The organism is Amycolatopsis plumensis, assembly GCF_042652605.1.
Classification (GTDB): Bacteria; Actinomycetota; Actinomycetes; order Mycobacteriales; family Pseudonocardiaceae; genus Amycolatopsis; species Amycolatopsis plumensis.
In genome coordinates, this window is record NZ_JBHSJY010000001.1 from 8,167,054 (window position 1) to 8,186,701 (window position 19,648).

The 19,648-nt window shown below is 72.7% G+C and carries 19 protein-coding genes; 13 read left to right on the forward strand and 6 right to left on the reverse strand.

Features of this window, described 5'->3' with window-relative positions; all coding sequences use genetic code 11:
- Positions 1-10 precede the first annotated feature (10 nt).
- Positions 11-1,033 (reverse strand): LLM class flavin-dependent oxidoreductase, encoded by a 1,023-nt coding sequence (locus ACFPLC_RS39480; RefSeq protein ID WP_378201335.1) that lies wholly within the window; start codon positions 1,031-1,033, stop codon positions 11-13.
- Positions 1,034-1,162: 129 nt separating this feature from the next.
- Between ACFPLC_RS39480 and ACFPLC_RS39485 the strand changes: the two genes are divergently transcribed.
- A complete protein-coding gene (locus ACFPLC_RS39485; protein WP_378201332.1) occupies positions 1,163-1,684 on the forward strand; it encodes a hypothetical protein in 522 nt (173 codons plus the stop codon).
- Positions 1,685-1,824: 140 nt separating this feature from the next.
- On the forward strand, positions 1,825-3,492 hold the full coding sequence (locus tag ACFPLC_RS39490) for an alpha/beta fold hydrolase (RefSeq protein WP_378201443.1): 1,668 nt from the start codon (positions 1,825-1,827) through the stop codon (positions 3,490-3,492).
- On the opposite strand, the gene ACFPLC_RS39495 is transcribed toward ACFPLC_RS39490, so the two are convergent.
- Complete coding sequence (locus ACFPLC_RS39495; RefSeq protein WP_378201329.1) at positions 3,476-5,098, reverse strand: DUF6461 domain-containing protein; 1,623 nt, start codon at positions 5,096-5,098, stop codon at positions 3,476-3,478. The two genes, ACFPLC_RS39490 and ACFPLC_RS39495, sit on opposite strands and share 17 nt — an antisense overlap.
- 344 nt (positions 5,099-5,442) lie before the next feature.
- Here ACFPLC_RS39495 and ACFPLC_RS39500 point away from each other — a divergent pair, with 344 nt between their 5' ends.
- Positions 5,443-5,844 (forward strand): helix-turn-helix domain-containing protein, encoded by a 402-nt coding sequence (locus ACFPLC_RS39500; RefSeq protein WP_378201327.1) that lies wholly within the window; start codon positions 5,443-5,445, stop codon positions 5,842-5,844.
- A gap of 353 nt (positions 5,845-6,197) precedes the next feature.
- Here ACFPLC_RS39500 and ACFPLC_RS39505 read toward each other — a convergent pair whose 3' ends face one another.
- The gene (locus tag ACFPLC_RS39505) at positions 6,198-9,209 is read right to left on the reverse strand and encodes an AfsR/SARP family transcriptional regulator (RefSeq protein ID WP_378236088.1); all 3,012 of its coding nucleotides are present in this window, start codon (positions 9,207-9,209) and stop codon (positions 6,198-6,200) included.
- Between the two features lie 268 nt (positions 9,210-9,477).
- On the opposite strand from ACFPLC_RS39505, the gene ACFPLC_RS39510 reads away from it, so the two are divergent.
- The 7 genes from ACFPLC_RS39510 to ACFPLC_RS39540 all read left to right on the forward strand — a co-directional run bounded on the left by ACFPLC_RS39510 (position 9,478) and on the right by ACFPLC_RS39540 (position 14,981).
- Entirely contained in the window at positions 9,478-10,707 is a 1,230-nt protein-coding gene (locus tag ACFPLC_RS39510) for a hypothetical protein (RefSeq protein ID WP_378201321.1), read from the forward strand.
- Between the two features lie 37 nt (positions 10,708-10,744).
- On the forward strand, positions 10,745-11,221 hold the full coding sequence (locus ACFPLC_RS39515; RefSeq protein ID WP_378201318.1) for a hypothetical protein: 477 nt from the start codon (positions 10,745-10,747) through the stop codon (positions 11,219-11,221).
- A 294-nt stretch (positions 11,222-11,515) separates the two neighbouring features.
- Positions 11,516-11,845 (forward strand): MerR family transcriptional regulator, encoded by a 330-nt coding sequence (locus tag ACFPLC_RS39520; protein WP_378201315.1) that lies wholly within the window; start codon positions 11,516-11,518, stop codon positions 11,843-11,845.
- Positions 11,846-12,038: 193 nt separating this feature from the next.
- Positions 12,039-13,442 (forward strand): cellulase family glycosylhydrolase, encoded by a 1,404-nt coding sequence (locus ACFPLC_RS39525; RefSeq protein ID WP_378201312.1) that lies wholly within the window; start codon positions 12,039-12,041, stop codon positions 13,440-13,442.
- 111 nt (positions 13,443-13,553) lie between these two features.
- Positions 13,554-13,928, forward strand: a complete 375-nt coding sequence (locus tag ACFPLC_RS39530) for an ArsR/SmtB family transcription factor (RefSeq protein ID WP_378201309.1) — start codon at positions 13,554-13,556, stop codon at positions 13,926-13,928.
- Positions 13,925-14,413, forward strand: coding sequence for an SRPBCC family protein (locus ACFPLC_RS39535; RefSeq protein ID WP_378201306.1), 489 nt, complete (start codon positions 13,925-13,927; stop codon positions 14,411-14,413). Before ACFPLC_RS39530 ends, ACFPLC_RS39535 begins: the two co-directional genes overlap by 4 nt.
- Before the next feature lies 1 nt (position 14,414).
- Entirely contained in the window at positions 14,415-14,981 is a 567-nt protein-coding gene (locus ACFPLC_RS39540) for a TIGR03086 family metal-binding protein (RefSeq protein WP_378201303.1), read from the forward strand.
- A gap of 7 nt (positions 14,982-14,988) precedes the next feature.
- On the opposite strand, the gene ACFPLC_RS39545 is transcribed toward ACFPLC_RS39540, so the two are convergent.
- Entirely contained in the window at positions 14,989-15,369 is a 381-nt protein-coding gene (locus tag ACFPLC_RS39545) for a VOC family protein (protein WP_191313351.1), read from the reverse strand.
- Positions 15,370-15,491: 122 nt separating this feature from the next.
- On the opposite strand from ACFPLC_RS39545, the gene ACFPLC_RS39550 reads away from it, so the two are divergent.
- On the forward strand, positions 15,492-16,808 hold the full coding sequence (locus tag ACFPLC_RS39550; protein WP_378201295.1) for a cellulose binding domain-containing protein: 1,317 nt from the start codon (positions 15,492-15,494) through the stop codon (positions 16,806-16,808).
- A gap of 3 nt (positions 16,809-16,811) precedes the next feature.
- On the opposite strand, the gene ACFPLC_RS39555 is transcribed toward ACFPLC_RS39550, so the two are convergent.
- The gene (locus tag ACFPLC_RS39555) at positions 16,812-17,549 is read right to left on the reverse strand and encodes an alpha/beta fold hydrolase (RefSeq protein WP_378201292.1); all 738 of its coding nucleotides are present in this window, start codon (positions 17,547-17,549) and stop codon (positions 16,812-16,814) included.
- Positions 17,549-17,917 carry a DUF1330 domain-containing protein gene (locus tag ACFPLC_RS39560; protein ID WP_378201288.1) on the reverse strand — a complete coding sequence of 123 codons (369 nt, stop codon included), beginning with the start codon at positions 17,915-17,917 and terminating at the stop codon, positions 17,549-17,551. Before ACFPLC_RS39560 ends, ACFPLC_RS39555 begins: the two co-directional genes overlap by 1 nt.
- Before the next feature lie 71 nt (positions 17,918-17,988).
- Between ACFPLC_RS39560 and ACFPLC_RS39565 the strand changes: the two genes are divergently transcribed.
- Together ACFPLC_RS39565 and ACFPLC_RS39570 are read left to right on the forward strand one after the other, a co-directional pair.
- Positions 17,989-18,579: a TetR/AcrR family transcriptional regulator gene (locus ACFPLC_RS39565; protein ID WP_378201285.1), complete on the forward strand. Its 591-nt coding sequence runs from the start codon at positions 17,989-17,991 to the stop codon at positions 18,577-18,579.
- Positions 18,580-18,611: 32 nt separating this feature from the next.
- The gene (locus ACFPLC_RS39570) at positions 18,612-19,610 is read left to right on the forward strand and encodes a LacI family DNA-binding transcriptional regulator (RefSeq protein WP_378201282.1); all 999 of its coding nucleotides are present in this window, start codon (positions 18,612-18,614) and stop codon (positions 19,608-19,610) included.
- The last annotated feature ends 38 nt before the right edge of the window (positions 19,611-19,648 follow it).

Sequence of the window (19,648 nt, forward strand, 5' to 3'; positions counted from 1 at the left end):
CGCCGTCGCCTCACCGCCAGCCCAGTTCCGGGGCCACGTGGGTGAGGATGTTCTCCAGCACGTGCGCGTTGTAGTCCACGCCGAGCTGGTTCGGGATGGTGAGCAGCAGCGTGTCCGCGGCCTGGATGGCCTCGTCCTCCTTGAGCTGCCGGACGAGCTCGTCGGGCTCGCCCGCGTAGGAGCGGCCGAAGATGGCCCGGGTGTTCTCGTCGATCATGCCGACCTGGTCGCGCGAGTGGCGGTCGCGGCCGAAGTACGCGCGGTCGGTGTCGTTCGTCAGCGCGAAGATGCTGCGGCTGACCGAAACCCGCGGCTCGCGTTCGTGGCCGGCCTCGGTCCACGCCTCGCGGTAGGCCTCGATCTGCTTGCGCTGCTGGACGTGCAGCGGCTCGCCCGTCTCGTCGTCCTTGAGCGTCGAGCTCTGCAGGTTCATGCCCAGCTTCGCCGCCCAGACACCGGTGGCGTTCGAACCCGAGCCCCACCAGATGCGGTCGCGCAGGCCCTCGGAGTGCGGCTCGAGCCGCAGCAGGCCCGGCGGGTTGGCGAACATCGGGCGCGGGTTCGGCTGCGCGAAGCCTTCGCCGTCGAGCAGCTTGAGGAAGAGCTCGGTGTGCTGCCGGGCCATGTCGGCGTCCGTCTCGCCCTCGCCGGGGGCGTACCCGAAGTAGCGCCAGCCGTCGATCACCTGCTCGGGGGATCCCCGGCTGATGCCGAGCTGGAGCCGGCCGCCCGAGATCAGGTCGGCGGCGCCCGCGTCCTCGATCATGTACAGCGGGTTCTCGTAGCGCATGTCGATCACGCCGGTGCCGATCTCGATCTTCGACGTCCGCGCGCCGATCGCCGCGAGCAGCGGGAACGGGCTGGCCGCCTGCCGCGCGAAGTGGTGCACGCGGAAGTACGCGCCGTCCACGCCGAGCTCCTCGGCGGCGACCGCCAGGTCGATCGACTGGTGCAGGAAGTCGGCGGCCGACCTCGTCTCGGAGTGCGCGCTCGCCGACCAGTGGCCGAACGAAAGGAAGCCAATCTTCTTCACACCCGCTCAGACGTCCGGCGAACGGGATTGATTCCCCGGTGTGAGCGGACCGACGGGTCGCTCGTTCCGGTGAATTCCCGCCCGTCCGCCGCCCGGCCGGGTACTCCGCCGCAAACGAGGAGGAGACGCATGCCCGACAACGACCTCACCGGATTCCTCATCATCGGCCTGGTGTTCGTGGTGGCCGACGGCCAGGTGCTCTACCGCGGCGGACGGCGCTACCTCAGCGGGCCGGAGGGCGGCGAGGGGACCGGCTCGCTGGCCTGGATGGTGGTGACCGTCTTCCACCTGGTTTCGTTCGGCGTGCTCGCGCTGCTCTCGGTCGTCGGGCCGCAGTGGTCGGGCTCGACGGCCGCGCTGGTCGGGCGGCTGGGCGTGTTCCTGCTGCTGATGGCCGTGGCCCACGTGCTGACGCTGGCCGTGCTCGCCCGCCGCCGTCAGGACCGGATCGTCGAGGAGCACTTCCAGGACCGCGAGACCGAACGGCCGGTGACCGAGACCGCCTACGTCCGGCCGGCCACCGAGGTGGTCGTCGAGCCGGCCGCGACGGACCCCGCGTGGCGCCCTGCCGTCACCCCGGTGCCCGGCCAGGAGGGCCCGCACCCGCGGGTGGCCCCCGATCTCGGCAACCACGGCCCGTACCGCACCTGACCTGCACCGCGGCGTTCACCGGATCGAAGGAATCCACCCCGCTTCACCCTGCCGCTCCCCCATCGGGCGTGATTGGATCTTGCCCGGCCGGTGCGCAAGGAAGGAAAACTGCGGTGCGAACGTCCCGAGCTGGGCTGGCGGTGGCGGTGTCGGTCCTGGTCGCGGCCACGGCGCCCGCCGCCGCGACCACGCCCGACCCGCTCGCGCCGTACCGGAGCCAGGAGGTCTCCTGGGGCACCTGCCCGTTCAAGCAGCGGAGCCAGCCCCACCCGGTGCAGTGCGCGCGGATCACCGTCCCGCGCGACTGGGCGGCCCCGTCGGCGGGCACCGACCTGCAGGTGGCGATCAGCCGCGCGGCGGCCACCGGCAGCAGGCAGGGCGCGATCCTGGTCAACCCCGGTGGGCCGGGCGGCCGGGGCACGTCGCTGGCGGGTGCGCTGGCCGGGCTGGAACCGACGGTCAACGAGCACTACGACGTCATCGGGATGGACCCGCGCGGCACCGGCCAGGAAGGCGGCACCGACGAGGGGTACGTGTGCCGGGTGCCGCTGGGGCGGCTGCCCGCGGACGACGACCTCGACGCCCGCGACCGCTCGGCGGAAAGCATCGCGCTGCACCAGCGGACGCCGCGCGTGCTGGCCGAGGCCTGCCAGAGCGACGCGCTCGCGCCGTTCATCACCACCTGGCAGACCGCGCACGACATGGACCTGATCCGCTCGCTGCTGGGCGACGGGAAGCTGAACTACCTCGGCTTCTCCTACGGCACCTGGCTCGGCGCCAAGTACGCGTCGCTGTTCCCGGAGCACGCCGGCCGGATGGTGCTCGACTCCAGCGTGAACTTCGAAGGCCGCCTGCAGGCCGCGTTCGAAGCGTTCCCGAAGATCGACCAGCGCCAGTTCGACCGCGTCTACGCGCCGTGGCTGGCGCGGCGGTTCCCCGACCAGCTCGGCAAGACGGCAGGCGAGGTCAAGGCCAAGTGGGAGAAGCTGCGGGCCTTCTTCAAGACCAAGGGCATCCCGCCGGACGACTTCGACTCGGTCTTCGTCGGCAACGGCAGCACCCGGCAGTGGATGACCGGCGCGCTGATCCTCACCAAGGGCGCGGCGGCGCTCGACGCGGCGGCCGCCACCCCGCCGCCCGCCGCGCTGCGCAGCGACCTCGACCGGGCGTCGCGGGCCGTCTTCGGCCGCCCGGCGGACCGGCTGACCGCCGACGACGTGGCGGCGGACCCGCCGGAGCCCGACTACGCGGACGTGCCCGGGACCCGGCTGGCCGTGGCGTGCGGTGACCAGCCGACGCGGACGGCGAGCTGGTACAAGCTGCTCAGCGACCTGCAGGGGCCGGCCTACCCGCTGTTCGGCTGGGCGTACGGCCTCAGCGAGGCGTGCGGCTTCTGGTCCGATCCGCCCCGACAGGAGCTGCCGACGCTCTCGGCGGCCGCCGCGAAGAACATCCTGGTCGTCCAGGGCGAGTTCGACCCGCAGACCGGCTACGAGCAGGCGGAGGCGGCGGCGCGGGCGGCCGGGATCCCGATGATCTCGGTGGCGGATTCGCCGTTCCACGGCCAGTACGCGGTGAGCGGCAATTCCTGTGTGGACGATCTGGTGAACGGCTTCTTCCTCGGCGGCAAGCGCCCGGCGGCCACCATCTGCCCCGGCGTCCCGCTGCCCGGGGAGCACCAGGTGTACCCCGTGCCGGGCCCGGCGGGCGAGCCGTCCCAGGCGGCGTCGCCCGCGCCGCGGGACGCCCACTCGAGTGTCCGGGAACGGCTCCAGGACGACATCAGCGCGGTCAACCGGGGTCGCTGATCCGGTAGGCCACCCCGGCCCGGTCGATGTCCTCCAGGTCTTCCGGGTACAGCCCCCGTCCGGTGAACCGCTCGACGGCGACCAGGCCCTTCTCGGTGCTGTCGCGGTAGTTCTCCAAGTCGAGCCCGGCCAGCGCCGCGGCGACGTCCTCGTCCGCGGACGGCCGGCTCAGTCCCGGTTCGAACGAGGTGAGCACTTCGCCGCCGCGGGCGAGCGACAGCCGCTTCACCGCGTTGACGTTCCAGAACATGCTCGCCGCCCGGCCGGCCCGGGACGCGGCGGTGAGCACGGACGCGTGCGAGCCGAAGTAGCCGTTCTCCTCGATCGCCACCACGACGCCGTCGAGGTCCAAGACCGCCAGCCACGGGTCCGCGTACGCCTCGCGCAGCTCGTCCAGCGGCTCGGGCCGGGCGGGGTCCGCGCCGAACGCGCGGACGACCTCCGCCGCCGGGAGACCGGTGGCCACGGTGACGGTCGCCGCCACCGTCAGGCGGGACCGCCCGATCCAGCGGTAACGCGCCTCGGGCCGGTCCACGACCGGCGGCTCCGGCTCGCCGCGCAGGCGGTGGCCGAGCCGGTCGGCCCGGGCGTGCACCACGGGCGGTCCGGCCGGCGCCGTCCAGATCCAGAGGTCGTAGCTTTCGGTCTCGGGGTCGTCGCGGCCGTAGGCGTGCACGCGGACGCGGTAGTCGCCGGGCCACGGCGGCGTCGTCACGCCCCCGCCGACGCCGGCCGAACCGTGCTCCGCGTGCCAGCTGAGGTCGACGACTTCTTCCCAGCCCAGGGTTTCCGCCGCGGCGGGCGGCTCGGCCAGCACCCGGACTCCCACCCGCACCGAGCCGTTCTCCGTGCCGGTGCGGACGACCACACCGCCGTCGGCGGCCTCCGCGAGACCGTTTCCGGCGAAGTCGCCGAAGGCCGGGAACTCGCCTTCGGCCAAGGCGAAAACGTGCTCGCGGACGTTGACGAACGCGCCGCCGGACTGCGGCAGCCGGTACTCGGCACGCTGCTTCTCCCGGACGGCCGCCGCGTAGCCGTCCGGCATCGGCCTCGAACGCAGCAGACTGGCGGCCGTCCCCAGGGCCATCCCGACGATGCCCGCGACGCCGGGCTGGCCGGTTTCGCGGGCGGCGATCGTCGCGATCACCAGCGCGATCGCGAGGTGGTGGGCGCCGTGCGCGGCCGCGATCGCGGCTTCGTCGCCCTCGGCGGTGTCGCCGGCCGGGAAGCCCGCGGTCAGCTCCGCCACCAGCTCGAAGAGCCCGGGCCGGGTGTGCGCGAGCAAGCGGGTCTCCCGCAGGGCTTCGGCTTCGCCGTCGGTGGTGAGGAAGCCGAAGCTGCCGTCCGGCGGCGGCTTCAGCGCGCTCGCGACCGGCGGCGCCGGGACCTCCAGCCGGGCCACGGTCAGTTCCACGGCGCCGTGCACCCGCTCGACGACCCACGCCGGCAGGGCCCGGAGCGCGGCCGCCAGTGCGGGCTCGTCCGGGAACCGGTGCGGCTCGGGCTCGAACCGCAGCCGGCCCAGCACCGCGGCGGGCGCGTCCGGGATCACGGCACGGACAACGGGCACGGCGGCCGCCACGGCGGCGGCAAGATCCTCCCCCATGCGACCCACTGTGCCAGAAACCGGGCCGCCGCAACGTTCATCCGGGCGAGCCTTGGTGTCACTTTTCCGGGACAGCGAAGATCGAGGAGCACCCCGCCCCGACGGATCCCGTCCCGAACCGGAAGGCCGCCCGTTCCCTCCCCGTCCCAGCCCGGTGACCCCGCGGTGACCCCGCGGTGACCCCGGCAAACGCCAACCTCGCTCGTACGGGCGAGCCGGTAGAACACGTCTGGCGGTGTACGCCTCCTCGTCCATCCCTTTGCCTGGAGGAACACCTCAGATCGCCCGGGACGGCTCCGCCGCCCGGCGATACCGGATCAGCTGTTCGGGGCGGCGATGATCTCGTGACCGAGGCCGGGGAAGAACACGAGCCGACCCGGCGGGCGCACCGGCTTCCCGCCGAAGTGCCGGCCGGGGAAGCGGCCGAACTGAAACGCCGGTATCTGGCCGGGGCCACGTTGAGCGCCCTGCTGGCGGATTTCGACGGCAGTTACCGGACGCTGCGCGCCGTCCTGCAGGAGCAGGGGGTCACCTTCCGGGCGCCACAGCCGATGACGCCGCCCGCGCCGCCCGGGCTGGTCGAGACCTATGCCAGTGGGAAGTCGATCATTGAAACGGGCCGTGCCTACGGTTTGGGGCGGGACATCACCAAACGCATGTTGCTCGAGGCCGGCGTGGAACTTCGCGGACGGGGACGGCCACCGAGGTCGCCGTCCACCGGATCCGATTTCACCGACGCTCAGTAATAACGCCAGTGCGCCGGCATGCACGCCATCACGACGGGCATCACAGCGAGCATGCCCGCGATGGCGGTCAACACCAGCGGATGCGATCGAACACGCTTCAACTCGTCACCTTCGGGGTGAGGCGGCTGTCGTATCGGCAGCCACGCTTTTACTGGGGTGGCGAGACAGTAGCGCAGCGATTTATCACCCGTTGCGGGGGGTCGGTGCACGATCCAGCGACCCAATACTCACCGAGATGACGATTCCGTGGACAACATGAACCTGATTCACACTGCCGAGTGATTCTGCCGCACGGCGGTGTGGGCCATCAATTCTGTTGGTGACAGTTCTTGATGACGCTCCGCAGCAATGGCTCAGCGGCCGCGTCGAGAAGTCGACTCGAGCCGCTCGTCGCCGGAAAACGACAACCGCGGCGACGGCATCGCCACCGTGTCGCGCTCGCCGTCCCTCGCCGGCGGGACCGCCGCCGAATCCAGCTCCGCCAGCACCGCCTCGATCCGCTCGGCCTGCCCGACGCGTTCCCGGTCGCGGAACAGCCGTGCGGCGCGCTGCCACAACCGGCGGGCGTCGTCGATGTTGCCGCGGTCCAACAGGATTCTCGCCAGGGAGGCCATGGCCCGCCCCCGTCCCGTCGCGTGCCCCGACCGTTCCGCGAGCTCCACCGCGCGGTGGGCGTGGCGCAGGGCCGCGCGGTCGTCGCCTTCGGCGTGGCGCAGCCGCGCCAGGACGGTGTTCAGCTTCATCGCCGCCGGGAGGTGCTGGCTCTCGTCCATCAGGCGGGCCGCCCGGGCGCACTGGTCGCCGGCTTCGCCGTGCCGGCCTATCCGGGTCAGCAGGTCGCCCAGGGCGATGTGGGTCCGGATGCGGCCAGGGCCGTCGTCGATGCGCTCCCGCAGCGCCAGGGCTTCCCGGTACAGCCCCAGCGCGTCGAGCTGGTGGCCGCCCTGCTCCAGCAACGCGTCCGCGAGCCGGTGCAGGGCCGCCGCGCACCGCTCGGGCTCGCCCAGCGCCCGCGCCGCCTCGAGCGTTTCGCGCAGCATCGTCACGGCCTGGTCCACCCGGCCGGCGTGCAGGTGCCGCCGCGCCATGTTCAGCATCACCGTCACCCGGCCGATCCCGATGCCGTGGGCGTCGACCAGCCGCAGCGCCGCCCGCAGGTACGGCTCGGCCTGGGCGTCCTGGCCCATCAGGAGCAGGACCTGGCCCAGGTCGTTGAGGCTCGAGGCCTCCGCGTACGCGTTGCCCACCCTGGCGGCCGTGGCCGCGGCGACCGTGAACCCGGCGATGATGTCACCGAAGTGACCGTGGAAGTCGAACACGTCGGCCGTGAGGGACGGCAGGGTGAAGGCGATCTCGGGCAGGCCGGCTTCCGCCGCGAGCCCGACCGCGGCGGTGAGGGTCGTGCGTTCGCGCAGGATCCACTGCCGGGCCGCCGCCGGGGTGGTGAACCGCGCCGCGGTGACGTCCGTACCGGTGCGCGGCAGCTCCGGCCGGTCGCGCCCCGGGTACACCGTCCGGTGGGCCTCGTAGGCGGTCAACAGGTAGAACTCCAGCAGCCTCCGGCGCGCCGCCACGCTGTCCGCCAGCTGCCGCGCCAGCGACTCCGCGTACAGCTGCAGCAGGTTGTGCACGCGGTAGCGGTCGAGGTCGCCCGGCTGCTCGATGAGGTGCGCGGCCACCAGCACGGCCAGCGACTGCCGCACCTGCGACAGCGGCCGCCCGTCCGCCGCGGCGATCGCGTCCGACGCCACCTCGGCGCCGGGGTGCAGACCCAGCAGCGCGAACGTCCGCCGCTCGGCGGGCGGCAGGCCCTGGTAGGACAAGGTGAACGCCGAGCGCAGGCTGCGTCCGGGCCAGTCGCCGTCGTTGCCGACGTCCAGCAGCATGTCCGCGTCGCGCAAGGCTTCCGCCAGCGTCACCAGCCGCATTCCGGTCCGCGCCGCGGCGCGGACCGCCACCAGGGTCAGCGCCAAGGCGTTGCCTTGGCACAGCTTCACCAGAGCGGCCACCCCGGCCGGGTCCTGGCGGGCCCGCGGCCCGATCCGCCGCTCCAGCAACGCCCGCGCCGCGTCCGCCGACAGCGGCGCCACCGTCACCACCGGGCTCGGCCGGGCCGCGAGCAGCGCCGACAGCCGCTGCCGTGTCACCACCACGACCGTGCACTCCGCCAGCACCCGCAGCACCGGCTCGACCTGGTCGGTGCGGGCGACGTTGTCCAGCACCACGAGCAGACGACGGCGCCGCAGCAAACGAGTCAGCCGCGCGGCCCGCGCCACCGGGGAGACGATCTCGTCGACCTTCACGTCGAGCAGTTCCAGCAGGAGCTCGACGACGTCGGCCGCCGACGCGCCCGCGACCTGGCCGTCCCCGCGCAGGTCCAGCAGCACCACGCCGTGCGGGTAGCGGTTCGCCGCCCGGTGGGCCCACTTCAGCGCGACCGTCGTCTTCCCGACGCCCGGCCCGCCGGTCAGCATGACCACGTCCGCGCGCGGCAGGCCGGCCGAGTCCACGGTGAACGCGTCGAGCTCGGCGAGGACGGCTTCGCGGCCCACCACGCCGTCGACGTCGGGCGGCAGGTGCCAGACCGCGGGCAGCCCCGGTTCGCCGTCGCGCGGATCTTCGGCGGCCGCGGGGACCGGGGCCGTGGGCGCGGGGAACGGTGCCGCGCCGGGTTTGATCACCTCGTTGTAGACGGCGAGCAGTTCGTCGGCCGCGTGCAGGTCGCCGCATTCCTGGAACTCTCGGCGGACGCGGCGGAAGTACTCGGTCGCCTCCAGCGCCCGCCCGGCGGCGACGAGGGCGCGGACCCGCAGCTTCACCAGGCTCAGCTCCAGCGGATGGGTGAGGTCGAGCTCTTCCAGACGGGCCACCGCGAATTCCGTCTGCCCGAGCAGAAGCTGTTGCGCCGCAAGGAACGCGTTGGCCGGGACCCACTCGTTGCGCGCCCACCTCAGCCGCCACTCGCCGGCGACCTCGGTGCGCAGGCCGGTCAGCGGCTCGTCCCGCCGCAGGCGCACCGCGGCCGACGCCTCCACGTGCGCGCGGTCGTGCTGCCCGCGGTCGTGGAACTCCCGCGCGCGGGCCATCAGCACGCGGAACCGGTGGTAGTCGATCCGGCGGAGGTCGACGTCCAGCCGGCAGCCCGCCTTGCCGATGCTGATGTCCGCGTCGACGCCGTCGGCCTGGAACACCTGCCGCAGCCGGGCGCCGGCCTGGCGGAGTGCCCCCAGCGCGTCCCGCGGCGGGTTTTCGTGGTCGGCCCACACCCAGTCCACCACGGTGTCCACCGCAACCAGCCGATCGGGATTCGCGAGCAGCGCCGCCAGCACCTGGCCCGGCCGGCCGCGGACGGGTTTCACGTCCATATTCCCGTGCAGAAGCAGAGCCGTTTGCCCGAGAATTCCGAACCCGATTTCCATCAGATCCCCTCCCCGCGGCGAGCCGTGACGCCGCCCCTCTCCGCCCACGGCATTTTCGCATTACCCACCGTGAACTACCAGGTCACGGCCGCAAGTGTCCGGAAATGACGATCTTCGTCGATCCATTGTCAAGATGGTGAACAGCAGGCCAAACCCGCTTTTCCGGCTCGCCGCGCAGTCTGGTGACAGTTTTCGGACAGCGAGGGAGAAACACATGACCGAGACGAGCTGGGTCCGCAGTCCCGTCGGGCGCGCCGACCGGCACTACGCCACGCGGTGCGGCACCAAATCCGTTCTGGTGCTGGTTCCGCACCCCGTCGCCGGCACCCGGTTGTTCGACCTGCTGCCGCTGCTCGAAGCCGACCACCGCGTCCAGGTCGTCTTCACCGACCCCGAAGCGGGCGACAACTGGCAGGCGGCACAGGCCTTCCTGCGTTCCCACGGCGGCGTCGTGCTGCCCTGGCCCCAAGCGCGGCGCAGCGAGTTCGACCTCGTGCTCGCCGGCAGCACCCGGGGTCTCGACGACCTCGCCGCACCCACCCTGCTGGTCCCCCACGGCGGCGGGCTCGGCCAGTACCGGCCGTGGCGCCCGCCGGACACCGCCGTGCCGCGGCCGCGGCACCACGGCACCGGGCTGGACCCCGACCAGCTGATGCGGAACGGCCGGCTTCGCGCCGACGCGCTCGCGCTGGTCCACGACCGCGAGCACGCCCTGCTGGCCCGGGAGTGCCCGCAGGCGCTGCCCGCCGCGGTGGTGACCGGTGACATCGCCCTCGACCGGCTCACCGCCAGCCTCCCCCACCGCGGCCACTACCGGCGGGCGCTCGGGGCGGCCGACGACCAGGAGGTCGTCGTGGTCACCTCCACCTGGTCGCCGCGCTCGGCGTTCGGCCGCCACCCCGGCCTGTTCGACGACGTCCTCGCCGAGCTGCCGGGTGACCGCTTCCGGGTGGTCGGGGCGCTGCACCCGAACATCTGGGCCCACCACGGCGCCTGGCAGGTCCGGTCCTGGCTGGCCGACGCCCTGCGTGCCGGGCTCGTGCTCGTGCCACCCGAAGAAGGCTGGCGGGCGGCGCTGGCCGCGGCCGACCACGTGATCGGCGACTACGGTTCGGTCACCGCCTACGCGGCGGCCGCGGGCGCCGCCGTCCTGCTCGAGCACACGCCGGGCCAGCCGCTCCTGGACGGCACGCCGGCCGCGGTCCTGGCCCGCCGGACCCCCCGCCGCCGGCACGACCGTCCGTTGCCGCCGCAGCTGGCCGCCGCGCGAAAAGCCCGTGACCGCACCGGGCTTCCCGAGCTGATCCGCGGACTGCTCAGCTCGCGGCCCGGGGAAGCGGGGCGGCTGCTGCGACGCACGATGTACCGGCTGCTCGGCCTGCCCGAACCGGCCCGCGGTGTCCCCGCTTCGCCCGTCCCGCTCCCGGTCCCGGTGGCGGCATGAGCGGCCACGAACACCGGATCGCCGTGACCCGCACGCCGTGGCCACGCTCACCTGCTGGCGTCACCGGCGCGGTACCGCGGTCGGCACCGGCCCGGACAGCGGCGTCCGGGCGACACTGGCCGACCTCGTGGTGACGCCGCCCCGGCCGTGCCTGGCCGAGGGGTACGCGAGCCTGGCCGCGACCTTCGCCCGGTTGCCCGGGCTCGCCGTGGCCGCGGTGCCCGTCGGCCACGGCGCCTGCCTGCTCGGCGACCGGTCCGGCGGCACCGCGCGCGTCGACGGCGTTCCGGCCGAACTCGCCGCCGTGGCCGTCCACCTCTGGCTGGCCTCCGGGCGACGGCTCGACGCACTCGGGCCGGTGCGCGCCGACGGACGCCCGGGTGGACCCGCAGAGCCGAGCTGCGAAGACCCCGCCGGCTGCCACGGCGATCTGGTGGTCGTGGCCGGACAGCAGCTGCTCCGTCTTGCTTTTGCGCGTCCGCAGGCGGCAGAAAATCTGTTGTGGCGAAGGTAGACATTCGGTGACGGCCGTGGTTAACATTCTTGGTGTACCGAGAAAGACACGGAAGGAAGGGAACGGGACCATCATGGGATCGCCCGCAGCGGCCCGGTAGCGCCGCGCGGGTGCCGTAGGCCCATCGAGTTCGGAGGTGGTGCTCGGTCACGGATGAGCGATCCCCGCGCCGACCGGCTTCGGGCCGGGCGCGGGAAGCCGGCGGACACGCCGGCCGGCAATGGTGAAACCCAACCTTTCGAGGACCCCGGGCGCCGTCGACGGCACCCGGGGTCCTTCTGATGTGGAGGTGGAATGGTCCCCGACGGGGAAAGACCGGCAGCGCCCGGAAATCTCGACGACGAGCACTACCCCGGCTACACGATGGGCCGCGCGGCGGACCTGCTGGGCACCACCCAGGGCTTCCTGCGCAGCCTGGGCGAAGCGGGCCTGATCACCCCTCAGCGGTCGGCCGGCGGCCACCGGCGGTACTCCCGGCACCAGCTGCGCCTGGCCGCGCGGGCCCGCGAGCTGGTCGACCAGGGAACGGCCGTCGACGCCGCCTGCCGGATCGTCATCCTCGAAGACGAGCTGCGCGAAGCCCGCCGGCTCAACCGGGCCCTCCAAGGCGAAGCCGAAGCCTGAGATCGTCCACAGTGGAGTGATCGAGCACGGCGGCCGGTGTGGCTGTGGACCCGTGTGCCGCCGGTGTGCACGTAGGTACCCGCCGAACATCAGCGGTGGAGCACCCTTGACGTCCCCCGGTGCCGGATGCTCTCATTCCTGGGAGCGCTCCCAGCCAGTCGAAACCTTCGAACACCGGATCAAAGGGAGTTCAATGAAGCGCTCCATCGCTGCGCTGGCGGCCGCCGGCGCGACGGTTCTCGGCGGCACGGCCGTGCTCGCCATGCCGCAGGCTTCGGCCGCCGCCCAAGGCTGCCGGGTCGACTACACCGTCACCAACCAGTGGCAAGGCGGCTTCCAGGCCGGGGTCAAGATCACCAACCTCGGCGACCCGATCACCGGCTGGTCGCTCCGGTTCACCTTCCCCGACAGCGGACAGAAGGTCGCCCAGGGCTGGAACGCCACCTGGTCGCAGTCCGGGGCGACCGCGACCGCCGCCAACGCCGACTGGAACCGGACCCTCGCCACGGGTGCCGCCGCCGACCTCGGCTTCACCGGCACCACGACCGGCGCCAACCCGACACCGGCGTCGTTCACCCTGAACGGCGTCACCTGCACCGGGTCGACGACGACCACCACCACGCCGACCACGCCCACGACCCCCACCACGACCACCACGCCGTCTCCCGGCGGCACTCCGCTCGCCGCCAACGGGCAGCTGCACGTCTGCGGCGTCCACCTGTGCAACGAAGCGAACCGGGCGATCCAGCTGCGCGGCATGAGCACGCACGGCCTCCAGTGGTTCGATTCTTGCTACAACGACGCGTCCCTGGACGCCCTCGCGAACGACTGGCACGCCGACCTGCTCCGCATCGCCATGTACGTGCAGGAAAAGGGGTACGAGACGAACCCGGCGTGGTTCACCGACCGGGTCAACACCCTCGTCGGCGAGGCCGAGGAACGCGGCATGTACGCGATCGTCGACTTCCACACCCTCACCCCGGGCGACCCGAACTACAACCTCGACCGCGCCAAGACGTTCTTCGCCGCGGTGGCCGCGCGCAACGCCGCCCGGAAGAACGTGATCTACGAGATCGCCAACGAACCCAACGGCGTCAGCTGGACCTCCATCAAGTCCTACGCCGAGCAGGTCATCCCGGTGATCCGCGCCGCCGACCCGGACGCCGTCGTGATCGTCGGCACCCGCGGGTGGTCGTCGCTCGGCGTGTCCGACGGCTCCGACGAAACCGAGATCGTCAACAACCCCGTCAACGCCACGAACATCATGTACACGTTCCACTTCTACGCCGCCAGCCACAAGGACAACTACCGCGCCACGGTGAGCCGGGCGGCCACGAAGCTGCCGCTGTTCGTCACGGAGTTCGGCACGGTGACCGCCACCGGCGGCGGCACGCTCGACCAGGCGAGCACCACGGCCTGGCTCGACCTGCTCGACCAGTTGCAGATCAGCTACGCGAACTGGACGTACTCCGACGCCGACGAAAGCAGCGCCGCACTGCAGCCGGGCACCTGCGCGGGCCGCGACTACGGCACCGGCCGGCTGACCGCGTCGGGCGCCCTGGTCCGGAGCCGGATCGCCACGCCGGACCACTTCTGAGCACCGGGCGGGGTTCCGCGCGCGGAACCCCGCCCCTTCTCAACCGTCAGGTTGACAACACGCGAGCCCCGCCCTACATTCTTGCTCAAACGAAGAGTTGAGGAAGAACCGGTGGACGAAGACAGCGAGCGGCTCAACCGGGTGTTCGCGGCACTGGCCGACCCCACGCGGCGCGATCTGGTGGCGCGGCTGGCCGGCGCGGACGCGACCGTCGGCGAGCTGGCCGAGCCGTACGACATGAGCCTCCAGGCCGTCTCCAAGCACGTGAAGGTGCTGGAGGAGGCCGGTCTGGTGACCCGCAGCAAGGACGCCCAGCGCCGTCCCGTCCACCTCGATGCCGAGGTGTTCGACCTGATGACCAAGTGGATCGAGCGGTACCGGCGGCAGGCCGAGGAGCGCTACCGGCGCCTCGACACCCTGCTGGGCCGCATGGCCGGCGAGGATGCCGGGCCCCGGGAAGCCCGCCCCCGAAAGGACGCGTCATGACCATGGCGAAGTACGAAACCGAAATCCTGGCCGACGAGAAGGTGCCGACCATCCGGCTCGTCCGGGAGTTCGACGCCCCGCCCGCGCAGGTGTTCCGCGCCCACGTCGACCCCGAGCTGTACGCGCAGTGGGTCGGGCCGCACTCGATCACCACGAGGATCACGCGGTGGGACGCGCGCACGGGCGGCGAGTGGGCTTTCGCCAGCGATCGCGGGGGCGAGGAGATCGCCGCGTTCCACGGCAGCTTCCACGAAGTGCGCCCGGACGAGCGGATCGTGTGGACGTTCACCTACGACGGCGAGCCCGACAACGTCGCACTGGAAACCCTGACCCTGGAAGAACTCGACGGCGGCCGCACCCGGCTGCGGGTGCTGAGCGTGGTGGCGGACTTCGCCACCCGCGACGGCATGCTGGCCAGTGGCATGGCCACCGGGATCAACGAGGGGTACGCCAAGCTCGACGACCTGCTCGCGAAGGAAGCCTGAAATGACCTCGACCCCCACGGGCCCCGCCCGGCAGCACGCCTCCGAAGCCGCCCGCTTCGCCGAACTGGTCGAGTCGGCCGCACCCGGCGACTGGGCGCGGCCGGCCCCGGTCGCGGGGTGGACGGCGCTCGACGTCGTGCGGCACCTGGTCGAGTGGCCGCGCGGCTTCCTCCGCGGCGCCGGGATCGACCTGCCGGCACTGGACGTCGACGCCGACCCGGCCGGCGCCTGGAAGCAGCACGCCGCCGACATCCAGGCCATCCTCGACGACCCCGCCGGGCGCGTGCTCAGCAACCCGCACACCGGCGACCGGCCGGTGGACGAGGCGATCGACCAGTTCTACACGGGCGACGTCTGGCTGCACTCCTGGGATCTCGCCAAGGCCCTCGGCCGCGAGCCCGACCTCGGCGAGGAACGCTGCGCCGAGGCGTTGGCGGCGATGCGGCCGATGGAGCAGATGCTGCGCGACAGCGGCCAGTTCGGCCCGGCGGTGCCGGTGGACGACACCGCTCCGGCGCAGGACAGGCTGATGGGCTTCCTCGGCCGCGACCCGGCCTGGCGGGGCTGAGGTTCCGTCACGGCCAGACGCGGGCGAGCCGTTCGAACGTCTCCGGCTCGCTGTGCACGGGCACCACGCAGAGCAGGTGCCCGCCGGGCGCGCGCAGGGTGTGGCACTCCAGCCAGCGGGAGACCGGTTCCGCGCCCAGTGCGGTCAGGCGCGCGACCTCCGCCGTCACGTCGTCGGTCTCGATGTCGACGTGGTAGCGGGGTTCGCCGTCGATCGCCTGGACGTCGAGGAGCAAGCCGGGCAGTGCACCGTCCAGCGTGGTGAACTGCTCTTCACCCGCCACCGGGCGGGCCGGCGCCCCGAGCGCGGCCGACCAGAACGTCGCGGCCTGGCCGGCCTGGCCGGCGGGCGTGTCGATGAAGATCCCGAACAACCGGCTGCGGTGCATGCCGTGAGGTTACCGGCGATTGACAAACGGCCGGTGCGCGGAGGACTCTGGGAGCGCTTCCAGAGATCGCCGCCGGGGCCGCTTCCGCCTGCCGCGGTACCCGCCAGGCGGAAGGAGAGTCCATGGGATCCGCCTCCCGCCGGCCGGCCGCGCGCCCGGGTGTGCTCGCGGTGATCGCCCTGCTCGTCGTGGGTGTTTCCGTGCTGTGGCCCTGGAAGTCGGGTGCCGCACCGGCCGCGCCCATCATGGGCAACGCCACCCACTTCGACGCGCTCGGCGCCCCCTACGGCGGCTGCGGCCTGCCGCAGGACGTGCTCGACGCGCCGGATTTCGTCGCCCTCAACGTCTACAACACCCCCGGCGACTACAGCTTCTACCCCCGGCCGATCCCGCCTTCGCAGGCCGCGAAGATCGGCCTGTGGGACAACGGCCGCAACTGCGGGCGGTTCGTGCAGGTCACCATCGGCGACTACTGCACCGGCGTCAACGACGGCGCGCCGGGACAACCGTTCTGCCGCAACGGTTCCTGGGTGACCGACGGGTACGCCGGCGCCCAGCTGACCATGGTCGTCGCCGACAGCTGCGGCGACTCGAACGCCTGGTGCCGCGACGATCCCGGGCACCTGGACCTCTCGACCGCGTCGCTCAACCGGTTCGTGAAGAACGGCGTCCCGGTCGGCGACATGAACCCCGCGCACTGGAACAACCGGCGGGTCTCGTGGTCCTACGTGCCCGCGCCGAACTACACCGGCGACCTGAAACTCGGCTTCCTCCAAGGCGCACAACGGTATTGGACGGCCATCGCCGTGTCCCACCTGCCCAACGGCGTGCACGGGGTCGAATTCCTCGGCGCGGACGGCAGCTGGCAGCAGGCGCAGCCGGACAGCGACCTCGGGCAAGCCTTCCTCATCGGCCCGACCGCCACGGCGGGCACCGCGTACGCGATCCGGGTCCGCGACGCGAGTGACGCGCTCGTCAACGACGGCCGCGTCTACCGCTTCACGTTGCCCGACCAATGCCTTTCCGGCTGCGCGGCCGCCTACACCGGGATCAACTACACGACCGGGACCAGCACTCCCCCGACGAATCCCACGACGACGACTCCCACCACGACGACCACGACGACCACCCCGGCCGGTGCGTCGTGCGCGGTGACCTCGGCGGTCACGTCCTCGTGGAACGGGGGCCACCAGCTGGAGTTCACCGTGAAGAACACCGGCTCCGTTCCGCTGACCGGCTGGACGACGGCGTTCTCGTTCGCGGGCGACCAGCAGGTGACGAACTCCTGGAACGCCGCGGCGACCCAGTCCGGCCGGCAGGTGCGGGCGGCCAACCAGGCCTACAACGGAACCCTGTCCGCCGGGGCGACGACGACGTGGGGTGCCGTCGTGACCGGCTCCGCCCAGGCACTCGCCGAACTGGCCTGCACCGCCCGCTGAACGTCAGCGGACCGTCGCCCAGAACCCGGTCAGCACCGCGGCGGCGCGACCCGGGTCGTGGGTCATCCACCAGTGATTCGCGCCCTCGAGAACAGCGACCTGGGCACCGGCGCGCGCGGCCGCCCGGCGGCGTTGTTCTTCGGTGCCCGCCACCCGGTCGGCCGTGGCCAGGATGGCGAGACCCGGCCGGGCCGCCGCCCGCTCCAGCGGCAAGCCCAGCCCGGGCTCGCCCGCGGACCGGTAGACGGTGAGCACCGCCCGGCCCATCGCCTCGTCCTGCCCCGCCGCGACGCGGGCCGCGACGGCCCGGCCCATCCCCCGCTCGACCAGTACCGCCGTGCGCGCTTCGGCCGTGCCGCCGAACCTCGCCGCGACGTCGGCCTCACCCACCCCCGGTGTCCGCCAGCGGCGGGCGAGTTCGTGCCATTCGTAGCCCGGGTCGTACCTGCCGAGCGCGTCGCTGACCCAGCTGCGAACCAGCTCCGGGCGGCTCAGCACGACGTTCACGACGTGCCCGCCACCGAGGTCGTGGCCGACCAGGTCCACCGGCTCGCCGAACGCTTCGAGCTCGCCCACCAGCCAGTCGCGGTAGTCCGCGTGGGCCGCGCCGAACCCCGCGGGCAGGGGCGCCCCGAAGCCGGGTGGCGACCGGCAGACCACGTCCGGGCGGGCGAGTTCCGCCAGCAGCAGGTCCCAGACCGCCGCCGTCTCCGGGTTGCCGTGAACGAACACCGCGGGCATCAGGCTCCCACCGGCGTGGTCGGCTGCAGCACCGATTCGACCAGCGCCTCGGTGCGCAGATGGGTGATCGCCTGGTACTCGGGGTCGCGGACCATGGCCGCGAAGGCCTGCCGGTCCGGGTAGCGGACCAGCACGACCATGTCCCACGCCTGGCCGTCTTCGGCGACCAGCGCCGGGCCGCCGTGCCCGAGGTACTCCACTTCGAGGCCGTAACGGGGGTTGAGCTCGCGGCGGAGGGCTTCGGCGTAGCGCTGGTAGCTCTCCCGGCCACCGTCCGGGCGGAACCGCAGCAGGTTGAGCATCACGACCGGGCCGCCCGGGTCGTCGGCGAGCAGGGCGTCGAGGGCGTGGTCTGGAATTTCGATCATCAGGACCTCCTGGCGCCCACCCTACACATACTTGTTGGGCAACACGCAAGTTAGTTTGCTAGACTCCGATCATGCGCCGCACCCAGCAGGAACGCCGCGACCAGGCCGAAGCCGCGCTGCTGACCGCCGCCGCCGAACTCGTCGTCGAGCAGGGCGTGCGGTCACTGACCCTCGCCCGCGTCGGGGAACGCGCCGGGTACAGCCGCGGCATCGTCACCCACCACTTCGGCGGCAAGCAGGCACTGGTCGAACGGCTCGCGCGGGCCACGCAGACCGGGTTCGTCCCGGGCCTGGAAGACCGGCCACCGGGGCTCGACCGCCTGCTGCGGCTGATCGACGGCTACCTCGGCGAGCTCGGCCGGATCGGCGTGTTCAACCAGGCTTTCCTGCTGCTGTGGGCGGAATCCGCCACCCAGCCGGAGCTGGCTCCGATCTTCCGCGAGCGGGACGCCGCCTTCCGCGCCGACCTGCGCGAAGACGTCGAGGCCGGGATCGCGGACGGCAGCATCGAGGCGAGCGCCGCCCCCGGCGAAGTCGCGACCGCGGTCGTCGGGCAGCTGCGCGGGATCGCGCTGCAGCGGCTGCTCGATCCGGGCAGCGTCGACACCGAGGCACTGCGCCGGAGCGTCACCGGCCAGTGGCGCCGGGCGCTGACCCCTTAGGCTCGGCGTCTTACCCGGAGGGAGGTGACGGCGTGACCGAACGCGGGCGGCTGCCGCGCGTCAAGCGCGTGACGATCGAGGACGTGGCCCGGGAGGCCGGCGTCGGGCGGCAGACGGTTTCGCGGGCCCTGCGCGATCTGCCGGAGATCGCCCCGGACACCCGCGAGCGCGTGCTGGCGGCGGCGACCCGGCTCGGCTACCGGCCGAGCGCGCTGGCGAAGGGGATGCGCACCCAGCGGTCGGACGTCATCGCCCTGATCGTCTCCGACATCGCGAACCCGTTCTACCCGGCCGTGGCGCGCGGGGTGTACGACGCGGCGGAGGCCGCCGGCTGCAGCGTCGTGCTGTACAACACCGACGCCGACCCGGGCCGGGAGCGCGACGCTGTCGAGGACGCGCTGGCCCGCTCGGCGCGCGGGGTCGTCGGCTTCTTCTACGGCATGCCCGACGACGTCTTGGCGGATTACGCGCGCTCGGTGCCGCTGGTGGTCGCCGACCGGGAACTGCCGGCGGAGACGGCGGCTTCGGTGTGCAACGACTTCGCGACCGGCACCGCGGCGGCCGTCGAGCTGCTCGCGCGACGGCCGGACGCCTGCCTCGGCATGCTGGACAGCTCGGTCGGCGTCGCGGTCGACGAACGACGGCTGGCCTTCGTCACCGCCTGCGCGGCACTGGGCTTCGGTGACGTGTCGGCGCGGATCGTCCAGGGACCGCCGACCATCCCGGGCGGCACGGAGGCGGCCGGGCAGCTGCTTTCGGAGTGGCCCGAGGTCAACGGCATCTTCGCGTTCAACGACCTGATGGGCATCGGGGCGGTCCAGGCGGTGCTCGCCCGCGGGGGCGCGGTGCCGCGGGACTGCGCGGTGGTCGGCTTCGACGACCTGGAGATGTCGGCGTACCTGAACCCGCCGCTGAGCACGGTCCGGATCGACAAGTACGACCACGGCCGGGCCCTGGTGCGCGCCCTGCTGGCGGACACCGCCGACCGGATCTCGCTGCCGGTTTCGCTGATCACCCGCGCGACCGCCTGAGGCGAGCCGCGATGCTGGCTTTCCCGGCGCTGCAGCGG